Origin of the sequence: Reyranella sp. (genome assembly GCF_965279625.1) — a bacterium.
Taxonomy (GTDB): Bacteria; Pseudomonadota; Alphaproteobacteria; order Reyranellales; family Reyranellaceae; genus Reyranella.
The window spans coordinates 3,762,415-3,780,782 of the sequence record NZ_OZ257251.1; the positions used below are offsets into that span (position 1 = coordinate 3,762,415).

Genomic DNA, 18,368 nt, shown 5'->3' on the forward strand with positions numbered 1-18,368 from the left:
CCCCGGCCGCAAGGAATACTGGCGTGCAAGGCACCGTCGGGGCGGCTTCGGTTCGACGTCGCCGCCGTTTTCCGCTGGTCTGGCTGGTGCCCATCGCAACGGCGCTGATCGCCGGATGGCTGGCCTGGGACGCCTTCTCCAAGCGCGGCCCCCTGATCACCGTGTCGTTCGACACGGCTGCGGGTCTCACGGCCGGTCAGTCCCAGCTCAAGTACCGCAACGTCGTCATGGGGACGGTCAAGACCATCACCATCCCGCCCGACCTGTCGAAGGTGCTGGTCACGATCGAGACGGTGAAGGAAGCCGAGTCGCTGCTCACTGACAAGACGATCTTCTGGGTGGTGAAGCCGCAGCTCTTTGCCGGCAATATCTCCGGCCTCGAGACCATTCTGTCGGGCTCCTATATCGGCATGCGGCCGTCATCCGAGTCGGGCGCCACAAAACGCGATTTCGTCGGCCAGGAGGACCCGCCCATCCTCCAGGCCTCGGTCAAGGGAACGACCTTTCGTCTCGACTCCCGGCGGCTGGGGTCGATCAGCCTCGGCGCACCGATCTTTTTCCGCGACATCGAGGTCGGCACGGTGCTGGGATGGGACCTGCACGATCTCGCAAGCCGGGTCGCCATTCATGCCTTCGTTCGCGCACCGTACGACCGCTACGTGCGCGACGATTCAAACTTCTGGAACGCGTCCGGCCTGTCGATCTCGCTCGGCGCCAACGGCGTCAACATCGAGATGGAATCGCTGCGCGCCATCCTGCTGGGCGGCATCGCCTTCGATACCGCACACGATTCGACCGCCCCGATCAGCCAGGCCGATCATCGCTTCAAGCTCTACGCCAACCTCGAAGAGGCCAAGTCCGCGGGCTTCGGCCAGCAGATCAAACTGATCTCCTATTTCCCGGGTTCGGTCGCCGGCGTGACCGAGGGTTCCGAAGTCAGGTTCCACGGCCTCAAGATCGGCGAGGTGACCCGTGTCGGACTGGTCTACGATCCGAAGAGCGACCGCGTCGTCGCGCCGATCCATTATCGGGTCGAGTCCGGCAGGGTCAGCAATCTCGCAAAGACTCGGGGAATGGAGCCCATCAACGTTGCCGAGGAAATGATCAAGCGCGGGCTGCGCGCGACGCTGCAGGCGCCGAGCCTGATCAGCCCGCAGAAGGTCATATCGCTGGAAGTCTTGCCCGATGCCAAACCGGGCGAGCTCACCGAGGAAGACGGCCACTATGTGATCCCGGCTGCCGAGGTCGGCGGTTTCGACAGCATCACCGCGTCGGCCAGCGAACTGTTGAGCAAGATCAACCGCATCGACTTCGACAAGATCGGCAACAGCCTGGTCAGCGCCGCCGTCGGAATCGACAAGACGGTGAACGGGCCGCAGATCAAGGCGACCCTGGTGGCTCTCGAAAAGGCGATGATCGATGTGCAGGACATCGCCCGCAAGCTCGACGTCGATGGAACGCCCGCCCTGAAACGGCTGCCCGACATCGCGCAGCAGCTGCAGGAGGCCGTCACCAAGGCCAACCGTCTGATCGGCTCGGTCGACAAGGGCTACGGCGACACGTCGAAGTTCAACCGGGAGCTCGATCGCCTGCTCCCGCAGCTCACAGACGCGGCACGCTCGATCCGCTCCCTGGCCGACCTTCTGACGCGTCACCCCGAAGCCCTGATCAAGGGCCGCACCAACACAGGCAAGGAATGACCTCAATTCGTTTCGGCCGCCGCCAGTTCGGCCTCCTCGCCCTCCCGGTGCTTGCTGCACCGGCGCTCCAGGCCTGCAGTTCCTCGCCGGAACCCGTCCTCTACACGCTCGCCGTGCGGCCGGGTCCGGTGCTCGCGCGGGGGCCGCGCATCGTGCAGGTGCGCGATATCGGCCTGCCCGGCTATCTCGACCGCAAGGAGATCGTCCGCTCGACGGACGACTCCAAGCTCGACGTGCGCGCGAACTCCTGGTGGGGCGAGCCGGTCGGCGGAATGCTGGGGCGGACGATCGTCATCGAGCTGTCGCAGCGCCTGCCCAACAGCCAGGTCTACAGCGAGGCCGGCTCGATCACGGCGGATCCCTACGCCACGGTTGGCATCGATTTCCAGCGCTTCGATGCCGACAAGGCCGGCAACGTCATCCTGCTGGCGCAGGTCGCCATCGGGTTCAACCGGCCGACCCGAACCGCCGCGCGCAACTTCTCGATTTCGAAGCCTGTACCGACTCAGGACACGCCGGGCCACGTCGCCGCCATGAGCGACGCGCTCGGCGAGTTGTCGGACGGCATCGCTGCGCTTCTTCAGTAGCGCCATGCTGCGGGCCTTCGCCGTGCGGCGCGACGCGGGGCCTCTGGTGACGCCGCCGCAGCTCCGGGAATGTCACGGCTGCGGCCTGTTCCAGATCGTGCCGGCGATGGCGGCCAACATGCGCTCCGACTGCGAGCGTTGCGGCACGCCGCTGCGGGCCACGCGCGCCGACCCGACCGGCCGTTGCCTGGCGCTCACCTTTGCCTCGCTGGTGCTGTTCGCCATCCTGTGGCTTTCGATGCTGATGAAGGTCTCGACCGCCGGCATCGTGCACGAGACCACCATCCTTTCCGGCCCGTCCGAGCTGGTGCGTCACGGCCTGTGGCCTCTGGCCCTCGCCGTCTCCTTCACCACGGCGTTCGCGCCGCTCATCAAGTTCGCCGGCACGCTCTACGTCCTGGTCGGGCTGCGCATGCGGACCCTGCCGCCCAATCTGCGCGGCATCTTCCTGATCTCCCGGCGCATGGGCACCTGGGCGATGCTCGAGGTGCTGCTGCTGGGCGTGTTTGTGGCCTACACCAAGCTGGGCGATCTCGTGACGATCGAGCTGGGGCCGGCGGTCTATGCGCTGGGCATCCTCACCATTGTGATCGTCTGGGCCGAGTTGTCACTCGACCCGCAGGCGGTATGGGAGGAGATCGAGCGTCGCGGCCAGACCCATGCTCCGATGCCACCGCTCGCGCCGCTCGAATACCGGCCGGGCGCGGCCGGCTGCGAGGACTGCAAGCTCGTCTGCGTGCCCGCCGAACATGACGGGCGTTGTCCACGCTGCGGCTCGCGCGTCCACGAGCGCAAGCCCGACAGCCTCAACCGCACCCTCTCCCTCGCCCTTGCCGGCGCCGTCCTCTACATCCCGGCCAACGTCTATCCGGTGCTGACGGTGATCCAGCTCGGCTCCGGCGCCCCCAGCACCATCATGGGCGGTGTCGAGGAACTGGTCTCGTCCAAGATGTATCCGCTGGCCCTGCTGGTGTTCTTCGCCAGCGTGCTGGTGCCGCTGTTCAAGCTCATCGGGCTGCTCGGCATGATTTCGGTCACGTCGCTGCCTGCCACGGCGGAAACGGCCGGCGTGTTCCTGCGCCAGCGCACGAAGCTCTACTTTATCGTCGCCTGGATCGGCCGCTGGTCGATGGTCGATATCTTCATGGAGTCGTTGCTGGGAGCGCTCGTGCAGTTCGGGCGCGCCGTGACCATCGATCCCGGCATGGGCGCGCTGGCTTTCTGTGCCGTGGTGATCGTCACCATCTTTGCGGCGGAAGCCTTCGATCCGCGGCTCATGTGGGACGCCGCCGCGCGCAATCCCCATCGACAGGGCCGACCGTCCGCAGCCCAACGCGGTGCAGCGGCCGGGGCGCTCCCTGCGGGCTGAACGTCCGGCCAAGGTTCGATTGAGGATTTTTCTGCCCAGCGAATAGCGTCGCAGCCGCCGGATTGACTCGCTCCGGCTCGAATGTCCTAATGTCATAACAATAGAAGAGCCGGTGCCATAAGGTATTGGCCGCAACATCCCTGGGAGGGAACGATGAGGGCTTTCAAGGCCGCCATCCGCGCGTTTGCGTCCGCATCTCTCGGTTTGCTGTCGATCGCGACGGCGCGCGCCGAGGATATCGTCGTCACCCATTACGGCTCGCTGCTCTATGGCGTGCCCTACGCCATCGCGATGGAGAAGGGCTACTTCAAGGAGGCCGGCGTCGACGTCACCGGTATCCTGACCTCGAAAGGCGGCGGGACCAGTGTCCGCAACATGATGGCGGGCGACACGCTGTTCGCCGAAGTGGCCCTGCCGGCGGCGCTGGCCGCCATCAAGGAAGGCTTCAACATCAAGATCATCAGCGGCGGCACCAACGGCCGCAGCTCGTTCTGGGTCACCCGCGTGGGCGAGGCGATCGACAAGCCGGCCGACCTCAAGGGCAAGCGCTTCGTCTATTCGCGGCCGAAGTCGGTGAGCGAGGCGATCACGCTTTCCGCGCTGAAGTCCTGGGACGTCACGGCGGCCGACGTGAAGATGGTCGCCATCGGCGATTTCGGCGCGGGCCTGACGGCGCTCGAACACAACAAGGTCGACGTCGCCATCATTCCCGAGCCGATCTACTCCCAGAAGGAGAAGGCCGGCACGAAGTACAAGACGCTGGGCTGGCTCGACGAGAAGCTGCCGGCCTATGCGCAGACGGTCGGCATCGCGACCGACGAGGCCATCGCCAAGAACGGGCCCAAGCTGAAGGCGGTGATCGAGGCGCGGCGCAAGGGTGTCGAGTTCCTTCATGCCAATCCCAAGGAAGCCGCGCAGATCGTCGCCAAGGCCTACAATCTGCCGCTCGACGTCGTGACCAACGCGATTGCCAACGTCACGAAGATGAACCCGACCTGGTGGAGCCAGGGCGAACTCGCGATGCCGCTGATGCAATCGATGGCCGACGCGCTGGGATCGGTCGGCGCGCTGCAGCTGCCGGTCGACTGGAAGGCCGCCACTGACCCGCAGTTCGCCCCTGCGGCGGCGAAGACCCAATGATCGCGGAGGCGCCGCGTCTGGCGGCGGTCGAAAACGAAGTCGCTCACAAGGTCCATGCGCGTCTCGAGGGCGTGACGCGTGTCTACCCGCCGCGCGCGGGCCATGGCGAAGTCCATGCGCTGGGACCGATTTCCTTCGACCTCAGGGCCGGCGAGTTCTTCAGCGTCGTCGGACCGTCCGGTTGCGGCAAGTCCACCCTTCTCGACGTGCTGTCGGGCCTGGCCGTGCCGTCGGCCGGCACGGTCGAGTTCGAGGGCAAGCCGGTGCGCGGCGAGGTGCCGGACGGCGTCGGGGTCGTATTCCAGGAGGATGCGAGCTTTCCCTGGCTCACCGTCGAGGACAATGTCGCTTTCGGCCTGCGGCGCGCCGGCGTCGACGCGGTGGAGAGCAAGCGGCGCGTCGATTTTGCGGTGGGTTTCATGGGGCTGCGCGACTTTCGCCGCGCCTATCCCAGCCAGCTCTCCGGCGGCATGCGCCAGCGCGTCTGCATCGCGCGCACGCTGGTGCTGCAGCCGCGGCTGATCCTGCTCGACGAGCCGTTCGGCGCGCTCGACCAGCAGACGCGCCTGTTGATGGGCGACGAGTTGCTGCGCCTGTGGCGCGAAACCTCGGCCACTGTGCTGCTGATCACCCATGCGCTCGACGAGGCCAACCTGTTGTCGGACCGTATCGGCGTGATGTCGGCGCGGCCCGGGCGCTTCCTCGACATCGTCGAGACCGGCTGGCCGCGCGACCGCGATTCGCGCCTCGCCGAGCGGGCGGATTTCGGCGCGGTGACCTCGCGCCTCTGGTCCTATCTGAGGGCTGAATCGCTGCGCGCCATGGGGCAAGGGACGGCAGCGCGATGAGCAAGGCGGGCTGGATCCGCACCATTCTTCTGGTCGGCGCCGTCGGCGCCCTCGAGCTGGCCTGCCGGACCGGCGCGATCGCACCGACCATGGTGACCGCGCCGTCGAAGATGGTGACGACGCTCGTCGAGACCCTGCGGTCGGACGAGATCGGCATGCATCTGCGGCACACGCTGTCGGCCGTGGCGATCGCCATGAGCATCGCCATCGTCGGCGGCTTCGTGATCGGCTTCATCCTCAACTGGGTGCCGTTCCTGCGCCGCGCCTTCAGCCCGTTCCTGGCGGCCTACTATGCCATCCCGCACTTTGCCTTCTACCCTCTGCTGATCGTCATCTTCGGTCTCGGCCCGGTGCCGCTGATCGTGCTGGCGACCCTGTTCGCCATGGTCGCGATGATCCTCGCCACGATGGCGGGTCTCGACCGCGTGCCGCGCGTGCTGCTCAGGACGGCGCGCATCCATCGCCTGTCGTTGATCGAGGAGATCTGGCGGGTGCGCCTGCCGGCGGCGGCGCCGCACATCCTGTCGGGCCTCAAGCTCGCCGTCGCCTATTCCTTCATCGGCGTGATCGCCGGCGAGTTCATCTTGTCGACCAGCGGCATCGGCCACGAGATCGCCTTCGCCTACGACAATTTCGACAATCCGCGCATGTACGCACTGATCCTGTTCGTGCTGGGGATCGTCACCCTGTTCAACATGGCGGTGTTCGCCTGGGAGCGTCGCATGCTGCGCCGGCGTGGCGCATGAGCCGCGGCCTGCTTTCGCTGCGCGCCTGGCGCGATCCCATCCTCGTCGCCCTCTCGCTGGTCGCGCTCTGGCAGGTCCTGCATGAGATCGCAGGCGACTCGGCCGTGACGGCGCCGGCCCCGACGCTCGCCCATCTCTGGGAGATGATCGGGCAGGCGCGCTTCCTGCCGCATTTGCGCGAGACGGGCCTCGCCTTCCTGCAGGCGCTGGCCATCGCCTGCGGCGGCGGCGTCCTCATCGGCGTCGTGCTGGGCGGGCACAAGCTCACCGGCGAGGTCGCGGAGCCGATCCTCGTCGCCCTCTACTCGGTGCCGAAGATCACGCTCTATCCCGTGATCCTCCTTCTGTTCGGCCTCGGCATGCCGGCCAAGGTCGCCTTCGGCGCCCTGCACGGCATCATCCCGGTCGTGCTCTTCACCATGAACGCGGTGCGCAACGTCAATCGCACCTATCTGCGGGCGGGCCGCGCCATGCGGCTGACGCCGGCGCAGACCGGCTGGTACGTGCTCGTTCCGGCCACCTTGCCGGAGATCTTCTCGGGCCTGCGCATCGGCTTTTCGCTTACCCTGCTCGGCACGATGCTGGGCGAACTCTTCGCCTCACAGCGCGGGCTGGGCTTCCTGTTGATGACGGCCATCGACCTGCACGATGTGAAGACGATCCTGTCGATCGCGGTGCTGATCTCGACCTTCGCCATTGCGTCCAACGCAGCCCTTCTGGCGATCGACAAGCACCTGCATCGCGGAGAGGCTTCCGAGAAATCATGAACAGGATCGCCGTGGCCCGCGAGATGGGCTCGCCCCTGCATCACCAGATCTATCTGGTGCTGGCCGACGGCATTTCGACCGGGCGCTACGCCGAAGGCGAACCGCTGCCGACCGAGGAACAGCTCACCCGCATGTTCAGCGTATCGCGCATCACAGTCCGTCGCGCGATGGCCAGTCTGCACGACGCCGGCCTGATCGAGCGCGGCGCCGGGCGGCGCACGATCGTGCGGTCCCACATCGGCCAGCCGATGCGCATGCCGGTCTCCTCGGTGATCGAGAACATCTTGTCCTATGGCGCGGAGACCGTCGCGGAGGTCTTCGAGTTCGGCTACGTCGAGGCTCGCGGCTTCGCGCGCGACCGGCTGTGGGGGGCCGACGAGAATCCGGTCCAGCGCGCGGTACGTGTGCGCTCGCAGGACGGCACGCCGGTCATGCATCTGACGAGCTACGTACCCGCGGCGCTTGGCCAGACCTTCACCCGGGCCGACCTCAACAGCATCCCGATGTTCCAGCTCCTGGGGCGGGCGGGCGCCCATATCTGTGGCGCCGAACAGCTCGTCTCGGCGGTGCTGGCCGAACCGCTGGTGGCATCGCGCCTCGGCGTCAAGGTGGGCGCCGCCCTCATCGACCTGCGCAGCCTGATGATCGACCAGAAGGGGCGAGCGGTCGAGTACGTCGAGATGCTGGCCGTTCCGGAGCACCTGAAGCTGCGCTTCACCGTGCATCCAGAGACTCTCAAGCCGCTTCAGCGGCCGTCGTCCACCGAGAAACGCAAACGCTAGAGGAAGAGCATGTCCAACGCAGCCAATCTCCGCAAACTTCTGTCGTCCAGGAAGATGATCGTCGCCCCCGGCGCCATCGACTGCATCACCGGCCGCGCCATCGCCCAGGCGGGCTTCTCCGCCGCCTACATGACGGGCGCCGGCACCTCGGCGACTCTCGGCTATCCGGACTATGGCCTGATCACCATGAGCGAGATGGTGGGCAATGCCAGCCGGATCGCAAACTCGATCGACATCCCGCTGATCAGCGACAGCGACACCGGTTTCGGCAACGAGCTGAACGTGTTCCGCACGGTACAGGAGTTCGAGCGCGCCGGCGTCGCCGCGATCCATATCGAAGATCAGGTGTTTCCGAAGAAGTGCGGCCATCTCGACAACAAGGAACTGGTCAGCCGCGAGGACTTCATCGCCAAGATCCGCGCCGCTGCGGCCGCCCGCAAGTCGAAGGACTTCTGCATCATCGCGCGCACCGACTCGCGCGCCGTCGCAGGCCTCGAGGAGGCAATCGAGCGCGCCAACGCGGCCCTGGCCAACGGCGCCGACGTGGCCTTCGTCGAGGCGCCGCAGACCATGGAAGAGATCGAATCCGTGCCGAAGCGGGTCAACGGCCCGTGCCTGTTGAACGTGGTGCGCGGCGGCAAAACGCCGGAGATCGATCTCGATGTCGCCGAACGCATGGGATACGCCATCGCGATCGTTCCCGGCCTGCTGCTGGGCGGCATCATCCAGACCTGCGATCGCCTGCTGGGCGACCTGAAGCAGGGCAAGTTTCCGCCGGTCACCGGCTCGCCCGGCAAGACCTTCGCCCGCTTCGGCGCCGCCGAATGGGACGAGCGCCGCACGGCGTTCCGAGATCAGGTCAAAGCCGCCGCTGAGTAACACAAACTCATATCCCTCTCCCCCGCTTGGGGGAGAGGAGTATGAACTGAATGGAGGAAGTGCATGGCCGCCGCGCGCACGATGTTCGAGAAGATCTGGCAGCGTCACGTCGTCGTCGATCGCGACGACGGCTACACGCTGCTCTACATCGATCGTCACCTGATGCATGACGGGTCGGCCGCGGGCTTCGCCAAGCTGCGCGAACGCAACATGAAGCTGCGCCGGCCCGATCGCGGCTTCGCGACGCCGGATCACTATGTGCGAAGCGACAGCCGCGACGTGGCGGACATCGTCGATCCGCATCATCGCAAGCTGGTCGAGGTGATCCGCACCAACACCGCCGAAAGCGGCGTCACCCTGTTCGACCTGGGCGACGAGCGCCAGGGCATCGCCCATGTCGTCGGCCCCGAACAGGGAGTCACCCAGCCGGGCCTCACGCTGGTCTGCGGCGACTCGCACACCTCCACGCACGGCGCACTGGGCGCGCTGGCCTTCGGCATCGGCTCGTCCGAGGTGGCGCACGTCATGGCCACGCAATGCCTGTGGCAGCGCAAGCCCAAGGCGATGCGCATCAGCGTCGACGGCACCTTGGGCGCCGGCATTACCGGCAAGGATGTCATCCTGGCCATCATCGCCAGGATCGGCACCGCCGGTGCGGTCGGCCATGTGATCGAATATGCGGGCAGCGCGATCCGCGGCCTGTCGATCGAGGGCCGCCTCACCGTCTGCAACATGTCGATCGAGGCCGGCGGCAAGGCCGGCATGGTGGCGCCCGACGACACCACCATTGCCTATCTGAAGGACCGGCCCTTCGCGCCGAAGGAGGCCGAATGGGACAAGGCGGTTGCCTTCTGGCGCACCGTGCCGAGCGACGAGGGCGCCACCTTCGACCGCGAGGTCAGCCTCGATGCGGCCTCCATCGCGCCGATGGTGACCTGGGGCACCAGCCCCGAGGATGCGCTGTCGATCACTGGCCGTATCCCGGAACCCTCGACGGCTCCGGATGCTGCCAAGAAGGACAGCATGAAGCGCGCGCTCGACTATATGGGCCTGGTGCCCGGCACGCCGCTCGAGCAGGTGCCCGTCGATCGTGTGTTCATCGGCTCCTGCACCAACAGCCGCATCGAGGATCTGCGCGCCGCCGCCAAGGTCGCCAAGGGCCGCAAGGTCGTGATCCCGTCCTGGGTGGTCGCGGGATCGGGCCTGGTAAAGAAGCAGGCCGAGGCGGAGGGGCTGGACAGGATCTTCGTCGAGGCGGGATTCGAATGGCGGGAGCCGGGCTGCTCGATGTGCGTCGGCATGAACGGCGATACCGGCAAGCCGCAGCAGCGCATCGCCTCGACCTCGAACCGCAACTTCATCGGTCGGCAGGGACCGGGGGTGCGGACGCATCTGCTCAGCCCGGCGATGGCCGTGGCCGCCGCCGTCTCCGGCCATTTCGCCGACGTCCGCAAGCTGGCCTAAGGGAGGCATCGCCATGGAAGCTTTCACCACGCTCGACGCGGTCGCCCTGCCGATCGACCAGCCGAACCTCGACACCGACCAGATCATTCCGGCGCGCTTTCTCGGCAAGCCGCGTGACATGCAGGTCAGCGCCCTGTTCCACGACCTGCGCTATGCCCCCGACAAGACGCCACGGGCCGACTTCGTCACCAACATACCGGCCTTTGCCGGCGCGAAGATCGTCGTGGCCGAGCGAAACTTCGCCTGCGGCTCCTCGCGCGAGAACGCCGTGACAGTGATGGTCGACAACGGCCTACGCGCCTTCATTGCGCCGAGCTTCGGCGACATCTTCTTCAACAACTGCTTCCAGAACGGCGCCCTGCCGATCCGCCTCGATGCCGCGCGGGCGGCGGAGCTTCGGGCCATGCTGCATGCTTCGCCGGGCGGGCGGATCAGGATCGATCTGGCGAGCCAGACCGTCGTCGGACCCGACGGCAAGACCGATCGCTTCGAGATCGATTCCTTCCGCAAGGATTGCCTGCTGAAGGGCGCCGACGAGGTCAGCCTGACGCTGAGTTACGACAAGGACATCAAGGCCTTCGAGGCGAAGCAGCGTCAGGAGCTGAGCTGGCTGTAGCGCGGAAGCGCTACTTCGCGGGACCGAACCCCTGCAACGTCCAGACGAGCGGGGCGGGGTCTATGCGGACCTCGCCGCTCTGCGGCCGGTCGATGTCGATGATCAGCACGATGGCGAGTGTCCAGACGCCGAGCAGCAGCACCGAGAGTCCCGGCTGGCGGCTGCCGACCAGGCCGAATCCGTAACCCACGGCGCCTACGGCGAAAATCGAGACTGTCAGCAGGAGCCGCAGGATGTAGGGCGGCACATGACTGGTGAAGTTGCGCCGGTTGGTGAGCGACAGGTCGATCATGTCGTTGAGCGAGGAGAGCAGCAGGCCGGAGATCGGCGTCGGCGAGCGCTCGGCGACGGTGCGCGCCAGCTGCCAGAGTTCGTTCTGGATGGTGTTGGTCCGCTGGTTGAGCCGGTCGACTTCCGCCTGATCGGAACTGCCTCGGACCACGGCGATGCGCGTCTCGGTATAGTCGCGCAGCAGGCGCCGCATCGCGTCGCCCTCTGCGCCGGTCGACACTGTCGCACGCAGCCAGACCGTCCCTATGGCATTGGCTTCGGCCAGGACGGAATCGCGACGCTGCTGGTAACGGTCGGAGGCCATGGAAAGAGAGACCCCCAGCAGGAAGGCCAGCAAGCCCATCATGCCCGCCGTCGCGAAATTGACCGATGATTTCTGGCCGTCGGTGGGAGGGTGACGGCGAGCAATGAACCTGCCGAGCTGGACGCCGATTTCGAGCGACACCATCAGCAGCAGCAGGACGTAGAAGCCGGCGAGGTGGAGGTTGCCCTTGGAGAGACCCTGAAGGGAGTGGAACAGCGCGTCGAAGGGGCCGAGGGACATGCTTCGATGATTCCGGCTTGGCGCTCAGGGCTTCCAGCGCAGGAAATTGGCGATCAGCCGCAATCCAGTCGCCTGGCTCTTCTCGGGATGGAACTGCGTGCCCGCGATATTGTCGCGGCCGACGATCGCGGTGATCGGCCCGCCATAGTCTGTCAGCGCCAGAACCGTCTCCGGCTTGCTGGCCGAGAGCTGGTAGGAGTGCACGAAATAGGCATGGGCGCGCGGGGCGATGCCGTCGAGCAGGGCATGCGGCTTGAGGTCCGTCAGCTCGTTCCAGCCCATGTGCGGGATCTTGAGATGGTCCTTGCCGGGTTCGATGCGCACCACGTCGCCGGCGATCCAGTCGAGGCCGGCATGGATGCCGTATTCGACGCCCCGCGTCGCCATGAGCTGCATGCCGACGCAGATGCCGAGGAAGGGCTTGCCGCGCTCGATGACCTCGCGCTGAAGCGTGTCGACCATGCCCGGCACGCCGTAGAGCCCGGCGCGGCAGTCGGCGAAGGCGCCGACGCCCGGCAGCACGATGCGGTCGGCGGCGGCGACCTCGGCCGGTGACGAGGTCACCAGGACGCGCTCGTCCGTGCCCGCCTCGCGCGCAGCGCGCTCGAAGGCCTTGGCGGCGGAGCGCAGGTTGCCCGACCCGTAATCGACGATGGCGACGGTCATGTTCGAGCCTAGAGCACGCCTTTGGTGCTGGGCACGGCCGTCGTCTGGCGCGGGTCGATCTCGACCGCGACCCTCAGCGCCCGGGCGATGCCCTTGAAGCAGGTCTCGACGATGTGGTGGTTGTTCTCGCCGTAGTGGTTCCACACATGCAGGGTCAGCCCGCCGAGCTGGGCGAAGGCCTGGAACCATTCCTTGAACAGCTCCGTGTCCATGGTGCCGAGCTTGTCCCGGGTGAAATTCACCTTCCAGATCAGGTACGGGCGGTTCGACACGTCGAGCGCAACCTGGGTCAGCGTCTCGTCCATCGGGATGGTGGCGCTGCCGTAACGGCGGATGCCCTTGCGGTCGCCCAGCGCCTTCGACAGGCACTCGCCCAGCACGATGCCGGTGTCTTCCGTCGTGTGGTGGTAGTCGATGTGCAGGTCGCCCTCGGCGCGCAGCGTGATGTCGATCAGGCTGTGGCGCGAGAGCTGCTCGAGCATATGGTCGAGGAAGCCGATGCCGGTCTTGATGTCGTAGACGCCGGTGCCGTCCAGGTTGATGGCGGCGGAGATGCGGGTTTCCTTGGTCGCGCGGTCCACGGACGCGCGTCGTCCGCCGGTGCCGGGCGTTGTCAGGGAGGGCTGGGTCGTTGCCATGGGGAGGTTCATACAGGAACGCGGGCGGCCCGGTCGAGCGCCACACGCGTCAGAATGACGCCGGCCAGCACGACCAGCCCGCCCAGTACGCGGGCCGCGGTCAGCGGATCGCCGAAGAAGGCGGCCGACAGGCCCACGCCGGCGACCGGGATCAGGTACATGTAGATCATGACCCGGCTGACCCCCAGCCGGTCGAGCCCCGCCGTCAGGCCGAGGAAGGCGACGCCCACCGGAAAGATGGCGGTGTAGAGCCAGAAGCCCAGCAGCCGGTCGTCGAGCCGTGCGAATTCACCGAGCGACTCGAAGACGAGGGCGACCGGCACCAGCACCAGCGAGCCGAACAGCGTCGTCCAGGCCATCACCGGGAGCGCCCCCAGCCGCTGATTGTAGGGCGCACAGCGCTCGACATAGAGCGCCCAGGCGAAGGCCGAGAGCATCCAGAGCAGCGTGCCGTCGAGGCTGCCGAAGGACAGGGTGATGGCGTCGAGACTGTTGTTCACCACCAGCAGAACGCCTGCAAAGGCCAGCACGATGCCGGCCCAGCCCAGCGCCGGCAGCCGCCGCCCGCCGAACCAGGCGAGGATCGCGGAGAACGCGGTGGTCGTGGTCATCACGATCGAGCCGACGCTCGGCGCCGTGCGCGTCATGGCGAGGCCCCAGCAGGCCTGGAAGAGCGTGACGCCGATCAGCGACAGCAGGAACAGCGGCAGCCAGTCGCGCCGCGCCAGCCCCAGCGGCCGGCCCATCAGCCTCATCGCGGCGAACAGGAAGAGGCTGGCGACCAGGTAGCGCGAGCCGCTGTAAAGCAGCGGGCTCATGACCTGCAGTACGTCCTTGGCGAAGGGATAGCTCGATCCCATCAGCATGGCCGTGCCGAACATGATGAGGTCGCCGGTGTAGCGGCGTTCCTTGGTCCCCGCCCCCGTCATCCGGGGGAGGGCCCGGGAGGGAGTAAGCAGCGCGCGCGCTCGTCGAACATCTTCATGCTCTCTTAAACCGACAGACGCTTCGACTGTAGCCTTCCCCCTCCGGCCTTTGCAGGCCACCTCCCCCGTATGACGGGGGAGGAGCGATCAGGACTTCGCCACCGCCGACGTTTTCTGCGCGCCCCAGAAGCCGAGCAGGGCGCCGGCGACGCGGCGGATCTGGATCTCCTCCGAACCTTCGGTGATGCGGTAGCGGCGGTGGTGGCGGTAGATGTGCTCGAACGGCGTGTGGCGCGAATAGCCGATGCCGCCATGGACCTGCATGGCGCGGTCGGCGGCGTCGCACACCAGCCGGTTGGCGCGGTAGTTCGACATCGCCACCCATTCGCTGACGTTCATGTGGTGCTCGCGATCGAGATGCCACGCCGTCTTGCGCACCAGGCCGCGCGTCATCTCGGCCTCGGTGTGCAGCTCGGCCAGCGGGAACTGGATCGCCTGGTTGGTCGCCAGCGCCTTGCCGAACACCTTGCGGTTCTTGGCATAGGCCACCGACAGGTCGATGCAGTACTGCGCGGCGCCCAGGCTCGAGGCGGCCTGGCGGATGCGATTCTCGTGCACGAAGGTCTGCGCCACGTCGAGGCCGCGGCCCTCCTCGCCCAGCATGGTCGAGCCCGGCACGGTGACGTTGCTCAGCGACACCTCGGCATGGTCGGACGGCATGTTGAAGGTCCACCACATGTACTCGATCTTGAAGCCGGGGCTCTTCACCGGCACCAGGAAGGCCGAGATGCCGCGCGCGTCGCCGGCCTTGCCGGAAGTGCGCGCGAAGACGAGGTCGACCGTGGCCGTGTGCATGCCGGTGTTGAACCGCTTCATGCCGTTGATCACCCAGTCGGAGCCCTGCTTGACCGCCGTGGTCTCCATGAAGGTGGCGTCGGAGCCGTGCAGCGGTTCGGTGAGGCCGAAGCCGATGCGCTCGGTGCCCTTGAACATGCCCTCGATGTAGCGGTCCTTCTGCTCCTGCGTGCCGAAGCGATGCAGCAGCAGGGCCACCGGGAAGTTGCCGACGATCGAGCTCTCGTTCTGCAGGTCGTTGTGCAGGCCAAGCCCCTTGTGGGCCAGATGCTCGCGGATGATGGCCATGGCGAGGTTGGACCCGTCCTTGCCGCCCAGCGCCTTCGGTAGTCCGAAGCGCAGGTGGCCGGCCTTGTCGGCGCGGCGCTTCATCTCCGCCAGCAGCTCCTCCCACTCATGCCGCGGCTGGCCGTCATTGTCCCAGTCGGTGCGCGCATGCTCGCGGCGATGGTCGAAGAAGCGGATATTGTCGTTCTCGCGCTCCAGCGGCCGGATCTCGCGCTCGATGAACTCGTCGAGCTCAGCGATGTAGGCCGCGATGTCCGCGGGAATGTTGAAATCCATGAATTGTTCCTCCGGTAAACGGCCGTTTACCGAGCATTATTAGCGGTCAGCGACGCGGCAGGTAAGGCCCGACTTTCGCTCCGAGGAGCCGGACCAGCGCCGGGTCCATGAACGTGTACTTGTCGGGAATATCGAGGCAGACGATGCGCTTGCCTTTCAGGTGCGCGCGGAAGCGTTTGGTCATTCGTGTCCTGTGGACACGTTCCATGACAAACACGATGTCGGCTCATTCCAGCAACTCGCCGCTCAGCGGGCCGCGCAGGCGGTTCTGGGAGCAAACGAAGAGCAGGCGTGTCACGTCAGGCGGCCGGCAGGTCGACCCGGAAGCGGCTGCCGCCGCCTTCCGCCGCAAGGCAAACGGCGTCGCCTCCGTGACGGCGCGCGATGTCGAGTACGAGCGCGAGCCCCAAGCCGCTGCCGCGGCCGGTCTCGGCGCCGCCGGCCAGCCGGTAGAAAGGCTCGAAGATGCGCTGCCGTTCGGCCTCGGGCACGCCGGGGCCGCGGTCCGTTACTTCGAGCACGGCACGGTTGCCTGCACGGGTGACCGACACGGAGATCGAGTCCTCGTCCTCCTTGCTGCCACCATAACGCTGCGCATTCTCGACGAGATTGCGCACCAGGCGGCGCAGCAGGGTGCGGTCGCCCGAGACGGTCACCGGCTCCCCGGTCACCTCGACGTCGTAGTGGGAGGCTTCCTCGGCAGCGAGCGCCAGCAGGTCGACCGGCTCGTGCCGCTCCAGCTCGGGGATGGCTTCGAGCCGGCTCGCCAGCAGGATCTGCTCGATGAGCTGGTCGAGTTCGGCCACGTCGCGCTTCAGCGATTCGCGGGTCCTGGGATCGGCGGCGTCGCCCAGCAGCGAGGCGGCGACGGAGATGCGCGTGAGCGGCGTGCGCAGCTCGTGGCTGGCATTGGCCAGCAGCAGCCGATGTGCCGCCACCAACTCCTCGATGCGCTCGGCCGAGCGGTTGAAGCTCGCGGCAAGGGCTGCCAGCTCGTCGCGCCCCTCGACCTTCACGCGCGCACCGAGATCGCCGCCGCCCAGCCGGTCGACGCCGGCCTTTAGCCGCTCCAGCCGCCGGCCGAGTCCCCGCACCACGGGAAACGACCCGACGGCGACGGCGATGGCCACCAGCCCGAGCGCTGCGGCGATCCAGAAGATCGGGTTGGGCCGCTCGCGGACCTGGCGCGCCACCAGCCAGCGGCCATCGGGAAGTTGCAGCACGAAGTTCGGCCCGCCCGGCCCGCGCCGCCAGCCGGTGCGCGCGCGTTTGGGCTCGAAGCGCGGCGGCGGCTTGCCGGCCATGGCGATCATGTCGCCATCGGGTTCGTAGAGCGCGATGTCGAAGCGCAGCTTGCGCTGCAGCCCCTCGATCGCGCGCTGCTGATCGGGCTGCGGCGCCGTCGCGTCCGGCAGCAGCGCGCCGGTCAGTTCGGCGGCGACGTCGAGATATTGCGGGGTGCGATTGTCGTCGTCGGCCACCCGCCACAGCAGCACCGCCGCGCCGACGAACACCGCCAGCACGATGAGGATGGTGACGTAGAACTGCAGGTAGAGGCGCTGCATGGCTATCGGTCGAGGCTGGGGGCGCGCCACTCCGGTGGCGCGTCATGCTGAATGTCGACAGATGATGATCGCGCCACTGGAGTGGCGCGCCCCCAGCGAAGAACAGGCCTCGATCTCATCGATCCTGGTCCTTGGCGAAGACGTAACCCGTGCCGCGCAGGGTGAGGATGCGGCGCGGCTTCTTGGGGTCGTCCTCGATGGCGGCGCGGATGCGGCTGACATGGACGTCGACCGAGCGGTCGAAGGCTTCGAGTTTCTCGCCCTTCAGCACATCCATCAGCGCGTCGCGCGAGAGCACGCGGCCGGCCCGCTCGGCCAGCGCCAGCAGCAGCGCGAACTGGTAGGAGGTGATGGGGCGCTCCTCGCCGTCGACCCGGACGACCCGGGCGCCCTTGTCGATCTCGAGGCGGCCGAAGCGCAGCACGTCCGATTTCGGCCCCGCCGTGCCCTTGCGGCGCAGGATGGCGCGCAGGCGGGCCTGCAGCTCGCGCGGCTCGAACGGCTTGGAGAGATAGTCGTCGGCGCCGAGCTCGAGGCCGACCACGCGATCCATCGGTTCGCCGCGCGCCGTCAACATCAGGATCGGCACGTCGCTCGTGCTGCGCAGGCGGCGGCAGAGATCGAGTCCGTCGGCATCGGGCAGCATCAGGTCGAGGATCACCGCGTCGAAGGTCTCGCGCTTCAGCTGGGCCTCGCCGTCACGGCCGGTGTTGGCCACGGTCACGCGAAAGCCCGCCCCGCCGAGATAGTCGGAAACCATCCCGGCGAGGCGGTCGTCGTCGTCGATCATCAGGATGCGCTCGGCCATTGGCTCAGTATCGGACCGGCGCGGCCCCGATGTCATCTTTCGTCAGCCCTTGTCGCTCAGCCCTTGTCGCTCAGCCCTTCTTGGGGCCGTGCGTGTGATCGCTCCAGGTCTTGAAGAAGGCCTGGCGCTGGTTGGCGTTCAGCACGTTGCCCGCATCCGTCAGCGCCTTGGTGAAGCGCTTGGAGCTCGCGTCCGCGATCTTCATCTGGTCGGCGCGGATCTGCTCGATCTTCGCCGGGTCGATGGTCGGGGCCTCGAGCGCCGCGCGCATGGCGGCACGGTTCTCGGTGCGCTGGGCGTGCAGGGGCTTCATGTCGGCGAAGGCGGCCTGCAGGATGCCGACGATCTGCTTCTTCTGGTCCTGCGTCGCGTCGGTGCCGTTCAGCGCCTTGTCGACGCGCTTCTCGATACCCTGCTGGAACTTGGCCGGATCGACCGACCCGCCGTCCGCCCGGGCAAAAGCCGGCATGCCGGCAGTCGCCGCGAGGCTGCCCGCGAGGAGGGCGGCCATTACCGTCTTGATGCTGAGGTTCGTCATGTCTGTCTCCATCTGGTTCGGGTGCTGTCCCCGTGAAGCCAAGATGGAGGGTCCCGGTTTCGCGCCCATCTCGCG

19 protein-coding genes and 1 pseudogene are annotated in these 18,368 nt (G+C 67.1%); 11 read left to right on the forward strand and 9 right to left on the reverse strand.

Features of this window, described 5'->3' with window-relative positions; translation table 11 throughout:
* The first annotated feature begins 23 nt into the window (after positions 1–23).
* From ACQY78_RS18210 to leuD, 11 genes are all read left to right on the forward strand, one after another.
* Positions 24–1,700 (forward strand): intermembrane transport protein PqiB, encoded by a 1,677-nt coding sequence (locus tag ACQY78_RS18210; RefSeq protein WP_428677343.1) that lies wholly within the window; start codon positions 24–26, stop codon positions 1,698–1,700.
* The gene (locus tag ACQY78_RS18215; RefSeq protein WP_428677345.1) at positions 1,697–2,287 is read left to right on the forward strand and encodes a PqiC family protein; all 591 of its coding nucleotides are present in this window, start codon (positions 1,697–1,699) and stop codon (positions 2,285–2,287) included. The genes ACQY78_RS18210 and ACQY78_RS18215 overlap by 4 nt, the downstream gene beginning before the upstream one ends.
* A 4-nt stretch (positions 2,288–2,291) precedes the next feature.
* On the forward strand, positions 2,292–3,656 hold the full coding sequence (locus ACQY78_RS18220; RefSeq protein ID WP_428677347.1) for a paraquat-inducible protein A: 1,365 nt from the start codon (positions 2,292–2,294) through the stop codon (positions 3,654–3,656).
* Between the two features lie 153 nt (positions 3,657–3,809).
* Positions 3,810–4,796, forward strand: coding sequence for an ABC transporter substrate-binding protein (locus ACQY78_RS18225; RefSeq protein ID WP_428677348.1), 987 nt, complete (start codon positions 3,810–3,812; stop codon positions 4,794–4,796).
* Positions 4,793–5,644 carry an ABC transporter ATP-binding protein gene (locus ACQY78_RS18230; RefSeq protein WP_428677350.1) on the forward strand — a complete coding sequence of 284 codons (852 nt, stop codon included), beginning with the start codon at positions 4,793–4,795 and terminating at the stop codon, positions 5,642–5,644. The genes ACQY78_RS18225 and ACQY78_RS18230 overlap by 4 nt, the downstream gene beginning before the upstream one ends.
* A complete protein-coding gene (locus tag ACQY78_RS18235) occupies positions 5,641–6,390 on the forward strand; it encodes an ABC transporter permease (RefSeq protein WP_428677352.1) in 750 nt (249 codons plus the stop codon). The genes ACQY78_RS18230 and ACQY78_RS18235 overlap by 4 nt, the downstream gene beginning before the upstream one ends.
* Positions 6,387–7,157: an ABC transporter permease gene (locus tag ACQY78_RS18240; protein WP_428677353.1), complete on the forward strand. Its 771-nt coding sequence runs from the start codon at positions 6,387–6,389 to the stop codon at positions 7,155–7,157. Before ACQY78_RS18235 ends, ACQY78_RS18240 begins: the two co-directional genes overlap by 4 nt.
* The gene (locus ACQY78_RS18245; protein WP_428677355.1) at positions 7,154–7,939 is read left to right on the forward strand and encodes a GntR family transcriptional regulator; all 786 of its coding nucleotides are present in this window, start codon (positions 7,154–7,156) and stop codon (positions 7,937–7,939) included. Before ACQY78_RS18240 ends, ACQY78_RS18245 begins: the two co-directional genes overlap by 4 nt.
* A gap of 9 nt (positions 7,940–7,948) precedes the next feature.
* On the forward strand, positions 7,949–8,818 hold the full coding sequence (locus tag ACQY78_RS18250) for an isocitrate lyase/PEP mutase family protein (RefSeq protein WP_428677357.1): 870 nt from the start codon (positions 7,949–7,951) through the stop codon (positions 8,816–8,818).
* Positions 8,819–8,881: 63 nt separating this feature from the next.
* Entirely contained in the window at positions 8,882–10,282 is a 1,401-nt protein-coding gene (leuC, locus tag ACQY78_RS18255; RefSeq protein ID WP_428677358.1) for a 3-isopropylmalate dehydratase large subunit, read from the forward strand.
* Between the two features lie 13 nt (positions 10,283–10,295).
* Positions 10,296–10,898: a 3-isopropylmalate dehydratase small subunit gene (leuD, locus tag ACQY78_RS18260; protein ID WP_428677360.1), complete on the forward strand. Its 603-nt coding sequence runs from the start codon at positions 10,296–10,298 to the stop codon at positions 10,896–10,898.
* A gap of 10 nt (positions 10,899–10,908) precedes the next feature.
* On the opposite strand, the gene ACQY78_RS18265 is transcribed toward leuD, so the two are convergent.
* The 9 genes and pseudogenes from ACQY78_RS18265 to ACQY78_RS18305 all read right to left on the reverse strand — a co-directional run bounded on the left by ACQY78_RS18265 (position 10,909) and on the right by ACQY78_RS18305 (position 18,293).
* Positions 10,909–11,733, reverse strand: a complete 825-nt coding sequence (locus ACQY78_RS18265) for a hypothetical protein (protein ID WP_428677361.1) — start codon at positions 11,731–11,733, stop codon at positions 10,909–10,911.
* Between the two features lie 24 nt (positions 11,734–11,757).
* Entirely contained in the window at positions 11,758–12,399 is a 642-nt protein-coding gene (gene hisH, locus ACQY78_RS18270; protein WP_428677363.1) for an imidazole glycerol phosphate synthase subunit HisH, read from the reverse strand.
* Between the two features lie 8 nt (positions 12,400–12,407).
* Positions 12,408–13,037, reverse strand: coding sequence for an imidazoleglycerol-phosphate dehydratase HisB (gene hisB / locus ACQY78_RS18275; protein WP_428677365.1), 630 nt, complete (start codon positions 13,035–13,037; stop codon positions 12,408–12,410).
* An 8-nt stretch (positions 13,038–13,045) separates the two neighbouring features.
* Positions 13,046–13,966: a DMT family transporter gene (locus tag ACQY78_RS18280; protein ID WP_428677367.1), complete on the reverse strand. Its 921-nt coding sequence runs from the start codon at positions 13,964–13,966 to the stop codon at positions 13,046–13,048.
* Positions 13,967–14,110: 144 nt separating this feature from the next.
* Positions 14,111–15,382 carry an acyl-CoA dehydrogenase family protein gene (locus ACQY78_RS18285; RefSeq protein WP_428677369.1) on the reverse strand — a complete coding sequence of 424 codons (1,272 nt, stop codon included), beginning with the start codon at positions 15,380–15,382 and terminating at the stop codon, positions 14,111–14,113.
* 46 nt (positions 15,383–15,428) lie between these two features.
* Positions 15,429–15,680 (reverse strand): annotated as a pseudogene (locus ACQY78_RS18290) (hypothetical protein).
* Between the two features lies 1 nt (position 15,681).
* Positions 15,682–16,947, reverse strand: coding sequence for a sensor histidine kinase (locus tag ACQY78_RS18295; RefSeq protein WP_428677371.1), 1,266 nt, complete (start codon positions 16,945–16,947; stop codon positions 15,682–15,684).
* Between the two features lie 115 nt (positions 16,948–17,062).
* Positions 17,063–17,755 carry a response regulator gene (locus tag ACQY78_RS18300; protein WP_428677373.1) on the reverse strand — a complete coding sequence of 231 codons (693 nt, stop codon included), beginning with the start codon at positions 17,753–17,755 and terminating at the stop codon, positions 17,063–17,065.
* 70 nt (positions 17,756–17,825) lie between these two features.
* Positions 17,826–18,293 (reverse strand): Spy/CpxP family protein refolding chaperone, encoded by a 468-nt coding sequence (locus ACQY78_RS18305; protein ID WP_428677375.1) that lies wholly within the window; start codon positions 18,291–18,293, stop codon positions 17,826–17,828.
* Positions 18,294–18,368 lie beyond the last annotated feature (75 nt).